This is a genomic window from Microbulbifer mixtoriginis (SeqCode), from assembly GCF_052468275.1.
The window spans coordinates 2,062,796-2,079,252 of sequence record NZ_CP174341.1 but is presented as its reverse complement, the minus strand read 5'-3'; the positions used below and the strand labels follow the sequence as shown (position 1 = coordinate 2,079,252).

At 53.3% G+C, this 16,457-nt stretch carries 14 protein-coding genes and 1 pseudogene; 6 read left to right on the top strand and 9 right to left on the bottom strand.

Annotated features, from left to right (window positions below; genetic code table 11):
- The 3 genes from dapD (at position 1) to ACJJIC_RS09060 (ending at position 4,455) form a co-directional block, all read left to right on the top strand.
- Entirely contained in the window at positions 1–1,032 is a 1,032-nt protein-coding gene (gene dapD, locus ACJJIC_RS09070) for a 2,3,4,5-tetrahydropyridine-2,6-dicarboxylate N-succinyltransferase (protein WP_252082679.1), read from the top strand.
- A 90-nt stretch (positions 1,033–1,122) separates the two neighbouring features.
- A complete protein-coding gene (gene dapE, locus ACJJIC_RS09065) occupies positions 1,123–2,256 on the top strand; it encodes a succinyl-diaminopimelate desuccinylase (RefSeq protein WP_445356802.1) in 1,134 nt (377 codons plus the stop codon).
- 138 nt (positions 2,257–2,394) lie between these two features.
- The gene (locus tag ACJJIC_RS09060; protein WP_445356801.1) at positions 2,395–4,455 is read left to right on the top strand and encodes an alpha/beta hydrolase family protein; all 2,061 of its coding nucleotides are present in this window, start codon (positions 2,395–2,397) and stop codon (positions 4,453–4,455) included.
- An 80-nt stretch (positions 4,456–4,535) separates the two neighbouring features.
- Here the strand turns inward: ACJJIC_RS09060 and ACJJIC_RS09055 are convergent, their stop codons facing one another.
- From ACJJIC_RS09055 to ACJJIC_RS09040, 4 genes are all read right to left on the bottom strand, one after another.
- Entirely contained in the window at positions 4,536–6,329 is a 1,794-nt protein-coding gene (locus ACJJIC_RS09055) for a hypothetical protein (RefSeq protein ID WP_444910177.1), read from the bottom strand.
- 379 nt (positions 6,330–6,708) lie between these two features.
- On the bottom strand, positions 6,709–7,086 hold the full coding sequence (locus tag ACJJIC_RS09050; RefSeq protein ID WP_444910178.1) for a hypothetical protein: 378 nt from the start codon (positions 7,084–7,086) through the stop codon (positions 6,709–6,711).
- Between the two features lie 6 nt (positions 7,087–7,092).
- The gene (locus ACJJIC_RS09045; RefSeq protein ID WP_444910972.1) at positions 7,093–7,644 is read right to left on the bottom strand and encodes a flavodoxin; all 552 of its coding nucleotides are present in this window, start codon (positions 7,642–7,644) and stop codon (positions 7,093–7,095) included.
- Between the two features lie 215 nt (positions 7,645–7,859).
- Positions 7,860–8,327, bottom strand: a complete 468-nt coding sequence (locus ACJJIC_RS09040) for a Spy/CpxP family protein refolding chaperone (protein ID WP_444910179.1) — start codon at positions 8,325–8,327, stop codon at positions 7,860–7,862.
- A 168-nt stretch (positions 8,328–8,495) separates the two neighbouring features.
- On the opposite strand from ACJJIC_RS09040, the gene ACJJIC_RS09035 reads away from it, so the two are divergent.
- From ACJJIC_RS09035 to ACJJIC_RS09025, 3 genes are all read left to right on the top strand, one after another.
- Positions 8,496–9,200: a response regulator gene (locus tag ACJJIC_RS09035; RefSeq protein WP_444884168.1), complete on the top strand. Its 705-nt coding sequence runs from the start codon at positions 8,496–8,498 to the stop codon at positions 9,198–9,200.
- A gap of 11 nt (positions 9,201–9,211) precedes the next feature.
- Positions 9,212–10,588, top strand: coding sequence for an ATP-binding protein (locus tag ACJJIC_RS09030; RefSeq protein WP_445356800.1), 1,377 nt, complete (start codon positions 9,212–9,214; stop codon positions 10,586–10,588).
- A gap of 90 nt (positions 10,589–10,678) precedes the next feature.
- Positions 10,679–11,386, top strand: a complete 708-nt coding sequence (locus ACJJIC_RS09025; protein ID WP_445356799.1) for an SRPBCC family protein — start codon at positions 10,679–10,681, stop codon at positions 11,384–11,386.
- Between the two features lie 70 nt (positions 11,387–11,456).
- Here ACJJIC_RS09025 and rluB read toward each other — a convergent pair whose 3' ends face one another.
- The 5 genes and pseudogenes from rluB to ACJJIC_RS09000 form a co-directional block, all read right to left on the bottom strand.
- Entirely contained in the window at positions 11,457–12,314 is an 858-nt protein-coding gene (gene rluB, locus ACJJIC_RS09020; RefSeq protein ID WP_444902814.1) for a 23S rRNA pseudouridine(2605) synthase RluB, read from the bottom strand.
- The gene (gene scpB / locus ACJJIC_RS09015; RefSeq protein ID WP_445356798.1) at positions 12,311–13,489 is read right to left on the bottom strand and encodes an SMC-Scp complex subunit ScpB; all 1,179 of its coding nucleotides are present in this window, start codon (positions 13,487–13,489) and stop codon (positions 12,311–12,313) included. Before scpB ends, rluB begins: the two co-directional genes overlap by 4 nt.
- A gap of 178 nt (positions 13,490–13,667) precedes the next feature.
- Positions 13,668–14,519, bottom strand: a pseudogene (locus ACJJIC_RS09010) (segregation and condensation protein A); the annotation flags it as partial.
- Positions 14,520–14,612: 93 nt separating this feature from the next.
- Positions 14,613–15,236 carry an L-threonylcarbamoyladenylate synthase gene (locus ACJJIC_RS09005; protein ID WP_252082697.1) on the bottom strand — a complete coding sequence of 208 codons (624 nt, stop codon included), beginning with the start codon at positions 15,234–15,236 and terminating at the stop codon, positions 14,613–14,615.
- A gap of 116 nt (positions 15,237–15,352) precedes the next feature.
- Positions 15,353–16,267 (bottom strand): PHP domain-containing protein, encoded by a 915-nt coding sequence (locus ACJJIC_RS09000; RefSeq protein ID WP_445356797.1) that lies wholly within the window; start codon positions 16,265–16,267, stop codon positions 15,353–15,355.
- Between the last annotated feature and the right edge of the window lie 190 nt (positions 16,268–16,457).

Here is a 16,457-nt window from a genome sequence, read left to right as displayed (position 1 = left end):
ATGAGCGATATCTACAGCATTGGATTCGGCGTTGGCACCTGTAATAGCAAGGGCGACTGGCTTGAAGTCTTCTATCCAAAACCGCTGTTCAAACCCAGTGCAGAAATAGCCAAAGCGGTGACCGAGACCCTACATATCGAAAGCGGCAACCACAGCCTGCCTCTCGACGCGACCCTGCTCCACAGCCTCACTGAAAAACTGCACAGTGCCGGGGCGGGCGAACAGGCGGAGATCCTACAGCAGTTCGCCAACAGCCACCGACCTCTGGTAGTGGCCGTACTTTCCAGCGACGAGGCGCCACAGACAGTACCTGAAGCCTATTTAAAATTACATTTGCTTTCCCACCGGCTGGTGAAACCTCACGAAACGAATCTCGAAGGTATCTTCGGCAAACTGGTCAATGTGGCCTGGACCAATCAGGGCGCGATCGACCTGGAAGAACTGCCACAGCGCCAACTGGAAGCGCGCCTGAACGGGGAGCACTTGGAAGTTGCCTGTGTCGACAAATTTCCCAAGATGACCAACTACGTGGTGCCCACGGGCGTGCGTATCGCCCACACCGCGCGTGTGCGTCTCGGCGCCTATCTCGGTGAGGGCACCACGATCATGCATGAGGGCTTCGTCAACTTTAACGCGGGCACCGAGGGACCGGGCATGATCGAAGGCCGCATCTCGGCCGGCGTTTTTGTCGGTGCTGGCTCCGATCTGGGTGGCAGCAGCTCCACCATGGGTACTCTCTCCGGCGGCGGAAACATAGTGATTTCCGTGGGCGACAACTGCCTGCTGGGTGCCAACGCCGGTATCGGCATCCCCCTGGGGGATCGCTGCACCGTGGAAGCGGGTTTATATATCACCGCTGGGACCAAAGTGGCCCTACTGGACGACAGCGGCAAACTGGTCGAATACATCAAAGCACGCGAATTGGCCGGAAAGTCCGACCTCCTGTTCCGCAGAAATTCCACCAATGGCGCCGTTGAATGTTTAACGAATAAGAGTGCCATTGAGTTGAATGCAGCTCTGCACAGCAATTAAAACCTGACCCTGCGGGGCCCCGGCCCCGCCCGCTCTCCATCTGCATAAATTCCGATAACAACGCACCTGATCAACTAAAAGGATTATTCCGTGACCCCCACACTGCAACTGGCCTTTGAGCTTATCCGCCGTCGCTCCGTAACCCCCGAGGACGCAGGCTGTATGGATCAGATGATTGAGCGGCTGGAAAAAATTGGGTTCAAGGTGACAAAGTTGCGCCGTGGCGATACCGATAATTTTTGGGCGGTGCGCAACGGGCAAAGCAAAGGCCCTCTACTTGCCTTTGCCGGTCACACCGATGTCGTGCCGAGCGGGCCGGAGGAAAACTGGAGCAGCCCACCCTTCGAACCCGAAATCCGCGATGGCTTTCTGTATGGTCGCGGCGCGGCCGATATGAAGGGTTCACTGGCAGCAATGGTGGTGGCCTGCGAGGAGTTTATCCAGCAACACTCCGATCACAGAGGTCGCATCGCCTTTTTGATCACCAGCGACGAAGAGGGGCCGGCAATCAACGGCACAGTCAAAGTCATTGAGTGGCTTGAGGAGCAGGGAGAAAAAATAGACTGCTGTATTGTCGGTGAGCCCTCCAGCAACAGGCGCGTCGGCGATATTATCAAGAATGGAAGACGCGGCTCCCTGGGCCTTGAATTAAAAGTCTTCGGTGTGCAGGGACATGTGGCCTATCCACATCTGGCGGAAAACCCAATTCACAATTTGGCCCCAGCTCTCGCTGAACTGGCCGCAGAAGAGTGGGATCAGGGCAACCAATTTTTCCCAGCCACCAGCTTCCAAGTTTCCAACATCAACGGAGGTACAGGAGCAACCAATGTGATTCCCGGTGAGATGGATCTGCTCTGTAACTGGCGCTTTTCTACAGAATCCACCGCCGAAGAACTGGAGGCCCGTGCCCGAGCAATCCTGGATAAGTACAACTTAAAATATGAAGCAAACTTTAATTTGTCCGGGCACCCCTTCCTCACTGCCGAGGGTCCACTGGTCCACGCTGCAGAGCAAGCGATTCAAAAAATCACAGGAAAGGAAACAGAATTATCGACGGCCGGGGGCACTTCCGATGGCCGTTTTATCGCTCCAACAGGAGCGCAGGTAGTGGAACTGGGGCCGGTCAATGCCACTATTCACAAAGTTAATGAGAGAGTCAAAGCCGACGATTTGGATATACTTCAGGAAATCTATCGGGAAGTACTTAGGGAGCTTCTAACCTGAGCTTACTGCCTCAGACGATAATTATTTATTAATTGCACGGACTATCCCACTAAATACACGGATCGGCTTATTCGCCTCCTAACCAACTGCCTCTGCGGTATGCTCCTTCCGATAACAAAATGGAGGAGCCCGCAGATCATGAACAGACTATTGAAAATAGCCGCGGCGATATTAATCGCCAGTCCTGCCCTCGCTGAAGAGCAACCCACTAACTTCAGCTATGAGGATGTATTCAATCTCGAGTATGCCAGCGACCCTCAGTTCAGTAACGACGGAAAGAGTATTTACTACGTCCGCAACTCCATGAACAAAATGGCGGACAACAAGCGGGCAAACCTATGGCGCATCAGTGCCGACGGCAAGGACCACCGCCCACTGACCTCAGGAGATTACTCGGATTATTCGCCACGCCTATCCCCGGACGGTAAAACAATTGCCTTTATCAGTTCCCGCAGCGGCAGCCCCCAGATACACCTAATGTGGCTCGACAACGGCCAAAATCTGCAGATCTCCCACCTGCCAAAATCCCCTTCAAATATTCAGTGGTCACGAGACGGCAAACAAATTGCCTTCACCATGTTTGTGCCAGAAAGCAAACCGCTCCCGGTTGAACTACCCGGTGCCCCCGAGGGCGCAGAGTGGGCAAAACCACCTCAGTTTATCGACCGCAGTATTTATCGTGCGGACGGCATGGGTTATCTCAAGCAGGGGCACACCCAGGTATTTGTCATCCCCCGTGAGGGCGGCACGCCGCGTCAGCTTACCAGCGGTGAGTTCGATCACGGCAGTAGTCTCGCCTGGAGTAAAAACAACGACGCTATTTACTTTTCTGCAAACCGCCACCCCGATCACGAGATCGAATTGATGAACTCTGAAATTTATAGAGTAAATCTCAAGGATGGCAAAATCGAGCAGATCACCGAAAGATTCGGGCCCGATCACCATCCGCAGATTTCCCCCGATGGTAAAAAGCTCGCCTACCTGGGATTCGAGGATCAACGGCTCGGGTACCAACAACACAGCCTGCGCATCATCGATCTCGACAGCGGCAAGTCCCGCAAAGTCCAAACCGCTAAAGACCGCAGCATCTCAAGCTTCGACTGGCTCGGCGACAGCAAACGTATCGCGTACAGCTACGACGATCAGGGCTCCACAAAAATTGCCATTAAAAAAATTGGTGGCAGTGACACCGTAGTCGCCAGTGATGCTGGCGGTCTATCGCTGGGGCGGCCCTACTCGGGCACTCACTTTGCCACATCCAAACGCGGAGCTATTGCTTACACGAAAACTAATCCGCAACATCCGGCAGAGCTGGCTTTGGCCCACAACGGCAAAGTAAAAGCGCTGACCAGCCTCAATAACGATGTGATGCCGTTGCGCAATATGGCCCGCGTGGAGGAGATCAATTACAAGTCCAGTTTTGATGGCCGCGATATACAAGGCTGGGTCGCCTACCCGCCCAATTTCGACCCGAAGAAAAAATATCCCCTGCTGTTGGAAATTCACGGCGGGCCCTTCTCTAACTATGGCCCCCGGTTTGCCGCCGAGGTGCAGCTTTTTGCCGCCGCCGGCTATGTAGTTCTCTACACAAACCCACGGGGCTCCACCAGCTACGGGCATGAATTTGCCAACCTGATTCATCACAATTACCCGAGCCAGGATTACGACGATTTAATGGCCGGCGTCGATGCAGTAATCGACCAGGGTTATATCGATGAGGGGCAATTATTCGTTACCGGCGGCAGCGGCGGCGGCACCCTAACAGCCTGGATTATCGGTAAAACTGACCGATTCCGTGCAGCAGTAGTTGCCAAACCGGTAATCAACTGGGAGAGCTTCGTTTTAACTGCAGATTACTCCAGGTTCTTTACCAAATACTGGTTCTCGGGTATGCCCTGGGAAAAACCGGAGGAGTATCGCCGCCGCTCACCGCTGACTTATGTGGGCAATGTCACTACGCCAACTATGCTGCTTACCGGAGAGGAGGACTACCGCACACCCATGTCTGAAACAGAGCAGTTTTACCAGGCACTGAAGTTGAACGATGTGGAAGCTGCAATGGTACGAATTCCAGGCGCCTCTCACAGTATTGCCGCAAGACCCAGCCAGATGATTGCGAAAGTGGCTTCTATTTTGTACTGGTTTGATCAGCATAAGTCGGATAGAGAAAGAGTAAATGAGAACTTAGCTAGTAAATAGCCAATATTCTTAAACTAAAAGTGTGGGCTAAAAGCCCACACTTTTCCTACCAATGCATCTAATACAAAATTAAGGGTGAATCAAAGTTGCCTATTAGCCACCCCTGAGTCTACAATTTTATTCCCCTCTGCATAAAGGCGGCATTTTCCATAAACCTTATAACGCTGCCGAGATTTCTCGCAGAGATTAAGGGCATCATCATTTGCAGATTCCTGATTAACATTCTTCTCAGAAAAGCCCACAACAAAAGCCCCCCTAAAATCTAAAGCCAACGCGAAGGCTTTTTCCCCTGACATACCCTGGTATTTAGTAATGCCTTCTCCCAGACCTTCTTTCACAGGTTTAGCGGATAAACGAGGGCTGCTAACATTTTCAATTTCCCTGCGCATTGAACTTAGGCGAGCCTCCCTTTCCAAATTGGATAGCTGTACCATTAGGGGGCTGACAACCTGAGAGAAATATTCTTTCTCACGGCTAATATAAAGCTCATGGGCATACCACCATGCTATACCTGTGTGCCTTGGCGCACGTAAATAAGCCTGCTCCAGCATTTCTAGATAACTTTCTCTTGGATACCCTAGTACCTGCATTGCAATTGCAAGTTCATACCAATAAACAGGCACATCATCATGGGAATTAACAAGCTTAATATACTCATCTCGTATATCGGCTACTACGCTTAAATTGAGACCCTCTGCTTTCGAGAGTTCTTCAGCTAGCCTTATGCGTGTCTGAACTTCCAGGAACCATTTTTCATCGTGAAATTCAGCGGGAATAGAGCTTAACCACTCTCTTGCCCGAAGATAATCTCCACTCTGAAACTCTGCAGAAGCCATCGCTGAATTTAACTGATAACTATGAACACCCTGCTCTTTGGCATAATCAATGAATTCTTTTAATTTGTTAGACTTCTGCCCTGAAACCGCCATAAATTGCGCAATCTCTAAAATTGCATCTTCTTGGGAAAGCTGCCTTACGCTCTTAGCAAAATTAGCCATATTCATTTTAGGCATGCGCATTGTATAGTATCCAAAATCAGACTTTGATAATCGAAGATATTGGGATTCTAACTCTTCAAAACTCATACCCAACTCATCCCAAAGTGGTCGCGCCTCATCTGAGCTCTTACTATATCCTTCTAAATACCGCTGCAAAGCTTTAACACGATGCGGATCAAAAAGCAGCCAATGCGCCAGCATCCAACCGTTAGCATATAAGGCTTCTCTCTCATTATTACTTAAAGAGCCATTCTTTGCTGTAAGGAGTTCCTTTAAAGATAACTCATCCAAATGACTTAAAGTAATTGCTCGACTTACTGGTATCATCCCCAGCTCATATTCTTCCCCATGAAAACTAACAGTTGAAAAGACTTCCGCCACACCCTCACTAAACCAATAAGGAAGATTCGATGAGTTACGCCCATAAGTAAGGAAATGTATATATTCGTGAAATAAAATCTGGCGTGCCGGGTTACCAGGGTAATATTGGTTTCCAGATAGGTTCACTAAAGCAAAGCTACCATGAGAGGTATTTTGAAATAAACCTACAACTCTCTGGGTATCATCCCTACCAGTAACTCCTTTAAAACTCAATCTATCTGAAAGAGCATATACAGTTAACTTTTGCTGATCTGGAATAAAATTAATATGCTTTGTAGCTGCTACTCTAAGTCTTTCAAGATCATCAGCCAACTTCTCTACCTTGTCCGGCTTCCCATTGGTGACAATGCGAAAATGCTCGGTCTCCACCTCATACCAATTCGAGCTTATTAATTTTTGAGAAGCAGAACACCCTCCAAAAAAGAAAACAAGAAAGAAAAGAAATACAGGGAAAGGTTTAAAAAATAAGAACTTGTGAAATATTTTGGCGCTCATTTAGATCCCTTAAAGGCCTTATTAAAGTTAAATAAAATTTAAAATTACCCATTAGACGACCCACAAAGAAGCAACCTCAAGAGGTCGGGGGTCTCGAATAAACTGGAAGAATCACTCTCCGATTTAAACTTGGTACCACTTGAGAGAAAAGAAAAGCTAGAAAAACCTTATTTCCGCTTATGATAACAAGGCCATAGCTTTTACATTGAGGAGAAGAATATGAAATCTTATACAGATCTTTTAGCCTTTATTGATAAGCATATCGGTGTTGGGTCAGTAGAAAAACAGCCGGCTGTAAACTAGTAGTAAGCTAATACCACCCCGGACTTTCCAGCACCAGTTGAGCTATCAACTGGTGCTTTCACAAAGAAACGACCTTTTAGTGGAGCTGTCCTGAAGCCTGGGAGGGCTCCTCGACGGGACTCACTGGCTCGTCTAAGCCATGTGACAGTACAAAATAATAAATCACCTGCATCTGCCCATGGATTTCTGTCATCAGGTCGAAGTTATACTCTCCCCTTTCCCCTGGGCCCACCTGTACAGAAGCAATATGTGAGGGCTCAATAAAGAACTCCGCTACCGGGCGTTTGCCGCGCATCACTTGTACAAGCAGTGTGCGGGTATCCTCCTCTGCAAAGCGCCAGTAGTAGTCATCATCATCGTAAACAACGCTCTCTGGAGTACCGGCCCGGAGAATGCAGTTGGGATGCTCGGCCAGCCAGGGCCAGAAATCTTTAAAGGGGATCGTCTGTGGCATGAAGATTTAGTCATCCAGCTCGACGACACTGGCGGCACCGCCAGCGAGAGTGAACTCATCAGCGATTTGTTTGCACCAGAGGTTGAGACGCTCAGCAGTCATCTCTTCCTGTTGGTCTTCATCAATAGCGAGCCCCATAAATTTGCCCTCGCCCTCGATCTCCGCTTTGGAGGCCTCAAACTCATAGCCTTCGATCGACCACAAACCGACAATGGCCGCTCCCCGACCGACAATCACATCGTGCAACATGCCCATAGCGTCTAAGAAATAATCGCCATAACCAAACTGGTCGCCCAGGCCAAACAGGGCCACCGTCTTGCCGCTGAAGTCGATTTCCTGCACATCCTCCCAGAACTCCTCCCAGTCGGATTGGATCTGGCCGAAATCCCAGGTGGGAATACCAAAAATCAGCTGCTCGTAGTTGGCAATGTCCAACTGTGTGACATCGGCTATATCAAACAGGTCTACCCGCTCCTCACCCAGGCGGGCACGGATGCGCAGGGCTATAGATTCAGTATTGCCTTCGTCACTGCCATAAAACAAGCCGATTTTGCTCACAGTCATTCCTCTTCGCCCAATCCGGGCCACACTAGATACCTATTGGCGGGGCGGCGTATTCTCCCAGCAAAGGCGGGGCACGGCAAGCTGACCAAGGCTGTACCTCGGCACAAAAAAGCCCCCATAATTGTGGGGGCAAAGGGTTATGAACCGACCGGGCCTCTGGGGAAGGGTGCGCCCGGTGGATCGCACAAGGAGTCTGCGATTTGGGGATATCAGCTCTCGGTAGCGCGGCGCTCAAGGCGCTCTTCACGCCACTTCATGCGGCGCTCTTTGCGCTGCTCTTTCAACTCTTCAAATTTTGCTTTCTGCTCATCTGTGAGTAACGCCTCGAACTGCTGGCGCAGTTGGAAGTGGCTCTGCATTTTTTGCACCTGCAACTTGCCTAATTCTGCCCCGAGCTGGTCTAGGGTGGCTTGGTCTGCACCAGTCTCCAGAGCCGTATGGATTTGCTTGCGCAGCTCTTGTAACTGCTGCCGCTGGGCATTCCTGCTTTCGCTATTGCTATCTCTGTTAGCCTTCAACTGCGCTTTCTGGCCCTCAGTCAGTTCCAGCTTGCGCGCCATATACTCAAATCCGCGCTTGTGATGGCCGTCCTCAGCGCCAAACGCCATAGTAGCTACAGGGGCAGCCATTACTCCGGCCAAGGCCAGGCTACTCAGCACCAGCTTCCAGTTTTTCATCACTCCGTCCTCACGTTTGTATTCAGTGATTTCATAGTAAGTCGGGCCTGTGTAAACAGGGGCAAACCCCGGTAAACATTTGTTAAGAACGGTAAAAAGGCCGCAGAGCTGTGATAACTAGCGCCAACGCTTTGCATATAATGGCCCCACAGCAATTGAGAGAACATCATGAGCCGCATCCTTCTAATCGACGACGACACAGAATTAACTGATCTGCTGAGGGAGTACCTCACCGGAGAGGGCTTTGATGTAACTGCCGCCAACGACGGTGGCCGCGGATTGGAATTGGCCCAAAGCCAGCACTTTGATGCCCTGGTGTTAGATGTGATGCTACCGGTGCACAATGGCTTTGATGTACTGCGCAAGCTGCGCGAGGAGGCCTCTCCCACCAGCCGCTCCCTGCCGGTTATTATGCTGACCGCCAAAGGGGACACCGTAGACCGAATCGTGGGCCTGGAAATGGGTGCCGACGACTACTTACCCAAACCCTGTAATCCCCGCGAGTTGGCAGCGCGCCTGCGCGCAATCTTGCGTCGCGGTCGGGTTGAGGTAGAAAATAACGACGACAGCCTTAGCAGCGGCCCGTTGCGCCTGCTACCAACCGAGCATCAGGCCTATTGGAGTGACCAAGCCCTATCCCTGACAGGGGCCGAATTTTCTGTGCTCAAGGTGTTAGTGCAAAGTGCTGGGGATGTAGTGGGCAAAGAGGTACTCACCGAGAATGCCCTGGGGCGTAAACTGATGCCCTACGACCGCTCCATTGATGTACATGTCAGCAACATTCGCAAGAAGCTCGCGGACAAAGGCGCCAGCCGTGATCTGATTATCAATATACGCGGCGCCGGTTATATGCTCACCCAGGCCAAGCAGTAGGTAGTATCAAAATGCGCAGCCTCTTCTGGAAAATGTTTTTTGGCGCATGGATCACCGCCATGGTGATGGTGGTTGCCGCCATTTACATTACCCATTTTGGCGAGTTTGGTGACCCCCGCCAGGAAGAGCGCTGGGAGGGGCCCGCACTGTTTCGAGAGGTCATGCGCAATATGCGTATCGCCCGCCGCCATGGGCCCGAGCAGTTTCAGCACTGGCTGGAGCGCGCACCCAAAAAGGTCAAGCGGCGGGTGTACGCAATAGATAGCGAAGGCAACGACCTGCTGGGGAGACCACTGCCACAGAACATGGCACCGCTGATCAATAGCCTCGACTACCGCAATCGCGAGGCCCATATGCTAGTGGATAACAAACCTACCGTTGGCTTCTTCCTGCCACTGCGCACAGGAGACCCTCTGCGTATTGCCCTGGTTGCCGGAGATAGTAAAGAGGGGCTGCTACTGCGATTCCTTTGGCGCAACTTCTGGCCCATGCTGCTGCTCTCTATGATTGCCTCGGGCGTCGCCTGTTACTGGCTGGCCAGCTACCTGAGCCGCCCTTTAGAACAACTGCGCGCCGCCACCAAGCGTGTCGCCGCCGGAGGATTGGATTACCGGGTCGCCCCCAGCCTGCGCACCCGTAACGATGAATTGACCGACTTGGCACTGGACTTCGACTCCATGACCGCCCAGCTTCAGGAGTCCATGTCCGAACAACGTCGCCTGATTAAAGATGTGTCCCACGAATTGCGCTCGCCCCTGGCACGACTGCAGGTAGCCCTCGCGATCGCCCGCCAGAAGCAAGTTGTAGAGCTCGATACTGAACTGGATAAAATCGGCAAAGCCGCGGACTATCTCGAAGATATTATCGCCGACGTTCTCTCCTTGCCGGTCAGCAACCAGGAGCAGCGCCCACTGGATGACGTAGTAGAGCTCAACAGTTTGCTCTCAGCGCTGATCGACGACCTGCAGATCGAAGCGACGGATAAACATCTCGGCTTTGATATGAGCGCCAGTGGTGAAGAGCTGCTTGTCGCTACTCGCGGCAGCTCCCTGACCGCAGCGCTGGAGAATATCTTGCGCAATGCGATCAAATACAGCCCCAGCCACGGACTGGTGCGGGTACTGGTGCAGGAGTCCACAGACAGCTGCAGTATCTCTGTAATCGACTCTGGCTCCGGTGTGGAAGAATCCGACCTAGAAGCCATATTCCGCCCCTTCTACCGCACGGACAGCGCCCGCACTCGCGAGAGTGGTGGTTTTGGCCTGGGACTGGCTATCGCCCAGCGCACGATATTGCACCACGGTGGCAGCATTACCGCGCGCAATCACCCCGGTGCCGGCCTCTGTGTCGAGATCAAGCTGCCACTTATCCATCTCAGCGACGATTAAACCGCAGAGGAACTGCTATAACCTTGACTAGTGCCGGCTATTCGCCGGCAATCGGGGTCAGCGATCCCGAAAATAGCAAAGGGCCCCGCTATGCGCTGGATACTCTATATCTTCGTATTTCTGATACTACTGCTCCTAGCCGGTTATCTGTTTCCCCGTGAAGTCTCCTTGGAGCGCAGTATCTACATCGACAAACCACCCCAAACCATATTCCCCTACGTCAACGACTATCGAAAATTCAACAGCTGGTCCCCCTGGCGGCATATAGATCCCGCCATGGAATATAAATACAGCGGTCCAGAAACGGGGGTGGGGGCAACCATGAGTTGGCATGGCGAAAACTCCAATGAGGGCAGCGGAACCCAGACCATCATCGCCAGCACGCCGGACTCAACAGTACTCAACAAGCTTAATTTTGGTGACGGCAGTGAAGCCTCCGCGGAATTCAGGTTAATGCCCCAAAACGGCGGCACCCAGGTTGTCTGGAGCTTTAATACCGATACCGGTGGCGGCCCAAGGGAGCGCTGGATGGGGCTGGCCATCAAAAAAATGGTGGGGGAGTCCTACGAACAAGGACTGGCAAAGCTCAAGCAACTGATGGAGTCCAGTACCAAAACCGAGGGAGCCAATAAGGAGGAGACTAATGACACCAGTAATTCGGTGTCCGATATTCCCTCCGATGTCGACGACGCCATGGGTGGTGGCCCGCAGGGCGTACAGTCTGAGATGCAGAATCAACAGCAAGAAGAGGCTGGAGAAACTCCTGAAAATGAAGAGCAAAAGGAGAACCAGCTGTAGGCTAAAGCTAGCACCCAAGCACGAAAAAGCCCGCAGAATGCGGGCTTTTTCGTAAAAAAACGTAACCGTATCAGGACTTATTACGACGCTGCGCCGGTACCGGTGACTTACGCAGTTTGCGCCTCTGGCGTTCCAGGTTCTGTTTTTCCCCCTGGGTTAGCGGTCGCTGGCCCAGCTTGGGCAGACCGGCGGTGATACACAGGTCGTCAATTTCCCTGGGCTCCATCTCAATCCACTGGCCCACGCGCACGTGGGATGGAATAAATACACTGCCATAGCGCACCCGCTTCAGGCGGCTCACGCGCACCCCCTGGGACTCCCACAAACGGCGCACCTCGCGATTGCGTCCCTCCATCACCACGCAGTAAAACCAGCGGTTTCTACCCTCGCCGCCGCTTTCGACAATATCGGTAAAGCGCGCGGAGCCGTCATCCAATAGCACCCCTTTAAGCAGGCGTCGCTTCATCTCCTCATCCACATCTCCCTGGATGCGCACAAGGTATTCGCGATCGATCACCGATGAGGGATGCATCAACTTGTTGGCCAGCTCGCCACTATTGGTAAACAGCAGCAGACCACTGGTGTTGAAATCCAGGCGGCCAACGGATATCCAGCGGCCGGTTTTCAGCCGGGGCAGGCGGTCGTAAACCGTGGGGCGCCCTTCCGGATCGTGGCGCGAGCAGATTTCGCCGACAGGTTTGTTGTATAGGATTACCCGGCAGCGGTTTTCCCCGCTGGAGGGCAAGCCCTGGCCATCAAATTCAATATGATCCGCACTGGTCACCCGTTCTCCGAGTTCCGCTACTTTTCCGTTAACGGTCACGCGACCCGCATCGATCGCGCGCTCCATCTCACGCCGCGACCCCAGGCCGCTGCGCGCTAATACTTTTTGCAATTTTTCGCCTGCTGGCGAGGTGCCATCACTCATGGGGTGGTGTTTTCCGCTTGCACTACTTCTTGGGAATCTTCATCGACATCGCTACTTCCCGGCTCCTCTTGATCGGTTGCAGCCTCAGTGTCGATATCACCAAACAGGCTGCTTTTGGGCAGTGTTGCCGCGATAGGGGCTTGTGGCTCCCCAGCGTCGTCGTCCTGTTCAATTTCGCTTTCATGTTCTTTTTCCGGAGTTGACCCCTCCTCGGCGTCAACACTCAAAGGCTCAGAAGCCTCTGGGCTTTCAGACTGCGTCTGCGCCAACTCCCATTCATCTTCCGGCGCCTCATCCTTGATCTCTTCTTGCGCCTCTGTGGATAACTCAGCTACTGCCACATCATCACTTTCGGCAGCTTCGGTCTCTATCTCGGGCTGCTCGCCATCGGTCTCTAGCTGTATATTGGCCTCCGCAGCGATTTCCTCAAGCGCTGCAGCGACCCGGGCATCCTCCTCAGCATCGGTATCCGTTTCCGCATCTTCAGATTCCTGCTGCTCTTCACTTTCCAGTGCGCCGGCCTCCTCTTCCGTTTTCACACTCACCTGCTCGCCCTCTGAAAGTTCCTCTCCCTCAGCGGCGAGTGCAGCCGCGATTTCCTCGGGGGGGAGCCCCTCTGATTCGAGAATCTTATTCAAGCTCTCGATATCACGGATTTCAGCCAAAGTGGGCAAGTCATCCAGGGAGGACAGATTGAAATAATCTAGGAAATCCCTGGTGGTCGCGTAGAGGGAGGGCTTACCGGGCACATCTCGGTGACCAACCACCTTGATCCAACCTCTATCCAACAGGGTTCTCACTATCTGGGAGCTGACCGCAACCCCGCGGATCTCCTCAATATCCCCACGGGTGACCGGCTGACGGTAGGCAATAATCGCCAATGTTTCCAGAGTTGCGCGGGAATACCTTTGCGCTTTTTCCTCCCATAGGCGGTTCACCCAGGGGGCCAGATCTTCCGGCACCTGGAAGCGCCAACCACTGGCAACTTTTTTCAGCTCAAAACCGCGCCCAGCATAACTCTCGGCAATCTCACCGAGCACATCCCGCAGGGTTGTGGCGGAGGGGCGCTCCTCCTCGTCCAACAAGGACAACAATTTTTCCTCACTGAGGGGCTGAGCCGAAGCTAACAAGGCACCCTCCAGGATTCTGCGCAGTAATTCCGGAGCGATTGTCATCTTATTGTTCCAACTCTTCTTCTCTGGGCTCCACCTGCCCTTCAGAATGTGACTCCTGATCACTCAAGTCTTGACTCAAGGCACTCTCGGCATCGGAAAACTGGGGTGCTTCCCCCGGCTCTCCTGCGTAGGAGTCATCTGTACTTTCGTCAAGTTCATCATCACCGGCTACATTACCCTGGCTAGCTGCGCGCACATGAATGGGCCCAAAAGCTTCATTTTGCACCAGCTCGACCAGGGACTCCTTGACCAGCTCCATCACCGCTAGGAAAGTCACCACCACGCCAAGGCGCCCCTCTTCTGCGGTGAACAGACTCACAAACGGCACAAACTGACCGTGGCGGATCTGATCTAGCACCTGAGTCATACGTTCGCGGGTAGAGAGCTTTTCGCGTTCCACTTGGTGGCTCTCAAACATATCGGCGCGGCGCAACACATCCGCCAGCGCAACCAATACCTCCTTGAGATCCACCTCTGGGTCGGGCCGGGTAATATTACGGTCCGGTCCTTCGGCACTGGCCTGATGGATATCGCGGCCCATGCGCGGTATTTCATCGAGATCCTCGGCCGCAGTTTTGAAGCGCTCGTATTCCTGCAGACGGCGAATCAGTGCAGCGCGAGGGTCCTCACCCTCTTCTTCTTCCGCTGCTGGCGGGCGCGGCAACAGCATGCGCGACTTGATCTCGGCGAGCATTGCCGCCATCACCAAGTATTCCGCCGCCAACTCAAAACGCATCGACGTCATCATCTCCACATAAGCCATATACTGGCGGGTGATGTCCGAGACGTTAATTTCCAAAATATCCAGGTTCTGGCGGCGGATTAAGTAAAGCAGCAGATCCAGTGGGCCTTCGAAGGCTTCCAGGATAACTTCCAGAGCATCTGGTGGAATAAAGAGATCTGGGGGCAGGTCGGTAAATGCCTCCCCCAACACGAGTGCGAGAGGGCCTTCGCTCTCCTCGGAGAGCGGGTTTTCCGTGGGCGAATCAGCAGGGGCGGCAGATTCGGTAGCTGCAACATCGGCGAGCACCTGTTCCTCCACCTCGGCTATTAGTTCTTCACTGGACACCCTGCCCCACCCTCAAAATCGCAAACGGCCGATTATACACCAGTGAGGCACTAATCAGCCCAGTATTTCATCTGTGGCGCCACAGCCCTGGCGAATTAGCTCGGGCTCATCGCCTGTCAGGTCAATTACCGTAGTCGCTTCCATTCCACAAAAGCCACCATCGATCACCAGCTCCACCTGGTGCTCAAGGGTGTCGCGAATATCATAGGGGTCGGTCAGCGGCTGCGTATCGCCAGGCATAATCAGGCTGCAGCTCATCAACGGCTCACCCACCGCCTCAATCAACTCCAAAGCAATGGGGTTGTCGGGCACGCGAATGCCAATGGTTTTGCGCTTGGGGTGGATTAGACGGCGAGGCACCTCTGCGGTGGCCGGCATAATAAAGGTATAGGAGCCCGGGGTGTGGTTCTTTAGCAGGCGGAACATCTGGTTATCCACCTTGGCGTAAGTGGCTAACTCGGAAAGATCACGACACATCAGGGTAAAGTTGTGATTTTTATCCAGCTGACGCAGAGCGCGAATCCGCTCAACCGCTAGCTTCTCCCCTAATCGGCAGCCTATCGCGTAGGCAGAATCAGTGGGATAAACAATCACCCCACCACTAGTCACTATATCTGCGGCCTGACTGATCAGCCGCCCTTGAGGATTGTCCGGATGAATTTGAAAGAACTGCGCCACAAAGCCCCCAAGCTTTAATCAATTGAAACCTCTTGCGGCGGGCTCTGATACCCGCCGGGGATTAGGGTTCGACCAATGCCGACTCCCCCTCTGGTGTGATGTGAAAATTCACACCGTCAGGCAGATACTGCTTCCCCGGGTCGATCCCGGTGCAGAGTGTGCCACAGATTCCACACCGGCTCGACGTCTTCGGGTAAACGCACACAGCCCAGTTCCCTCCAGGGCTGCTCCGGCTGGTGGAAATCACTCCCCAAAGAGCTCAACAATGGAGCTTTGCAGGAATCGCCAACGGCCAACGCCATGAGGGTGCGCAGTTCTCTGGTCTGCGTGGGGTTCTGCCGGCCACAGAGCAGCTCTATAGCATTCCCGCCACTGCGGTAGAACTCTGTCAGCAGACGCAGTAATTGGGTTCGAGTGAGACTGTACTTGAGAGGGTGTGCCAACACTGCCGCACCACCAGCAGACTGTATAGTTTCTACAGTCTCTTGCAATTGTGGCCACTCCACGCGCACATCGCCGATCTTGCCGGCGCCCAGATAACGTTTGAATGCCCGCGCTGTGTCCTCAACGTGCCCGGCTTGCACCAGCCAACGGGCGAAGTGCGGCCGCCCCAGTACGGAATCACCGGCAATCGCACGCCCCCCCTGCAAAGCGCCCTGAAAACCGCGCTTCTCTAGACGTTCGGCAATCCGCTCGGCGCGCTCTTGGCGCAATCGCTCGCGCAGGGCAATTGCCTGCCGCAAGCACTCGGCTGCCGGGTCAACATTCAATCCAACTACATGGACGGAGCGTCGCCCCCAAAGGCTGGAGAATTCGATCCCCGTCATCACGGTGATGCCTAATTGGTCACCAACCGCCTGTGCCTCAGCTACACCATCCACCGTATCGTGGTCAGTGAGTGCCATCAGTGTCACACCTTGAGATTTCGCCCTCGACACCAGCTCAGCAGGACTTAAAATACCGTCGGAAGCGGTACTGTGGCAGTGAAGGTCTACAAGATCTGTATTCAGATCTTCTGGCAGGAAACTCAACAGCAGGCTCTCACTCTCTCTAGGGGTTAAAAGTCGCAGTATCTATTATTTGGAACAATCATCCGGTGGCGCTGTCCTACTCGCAACCGGTGTTTTCAAGGATAGGGCCCGGACCATAGGTCTCCCTTGGCGGCCACGAGGAACCGGAGTCTGACAGCAGTATTGTCAGTGGGGAAGCGATTTTCTTTGA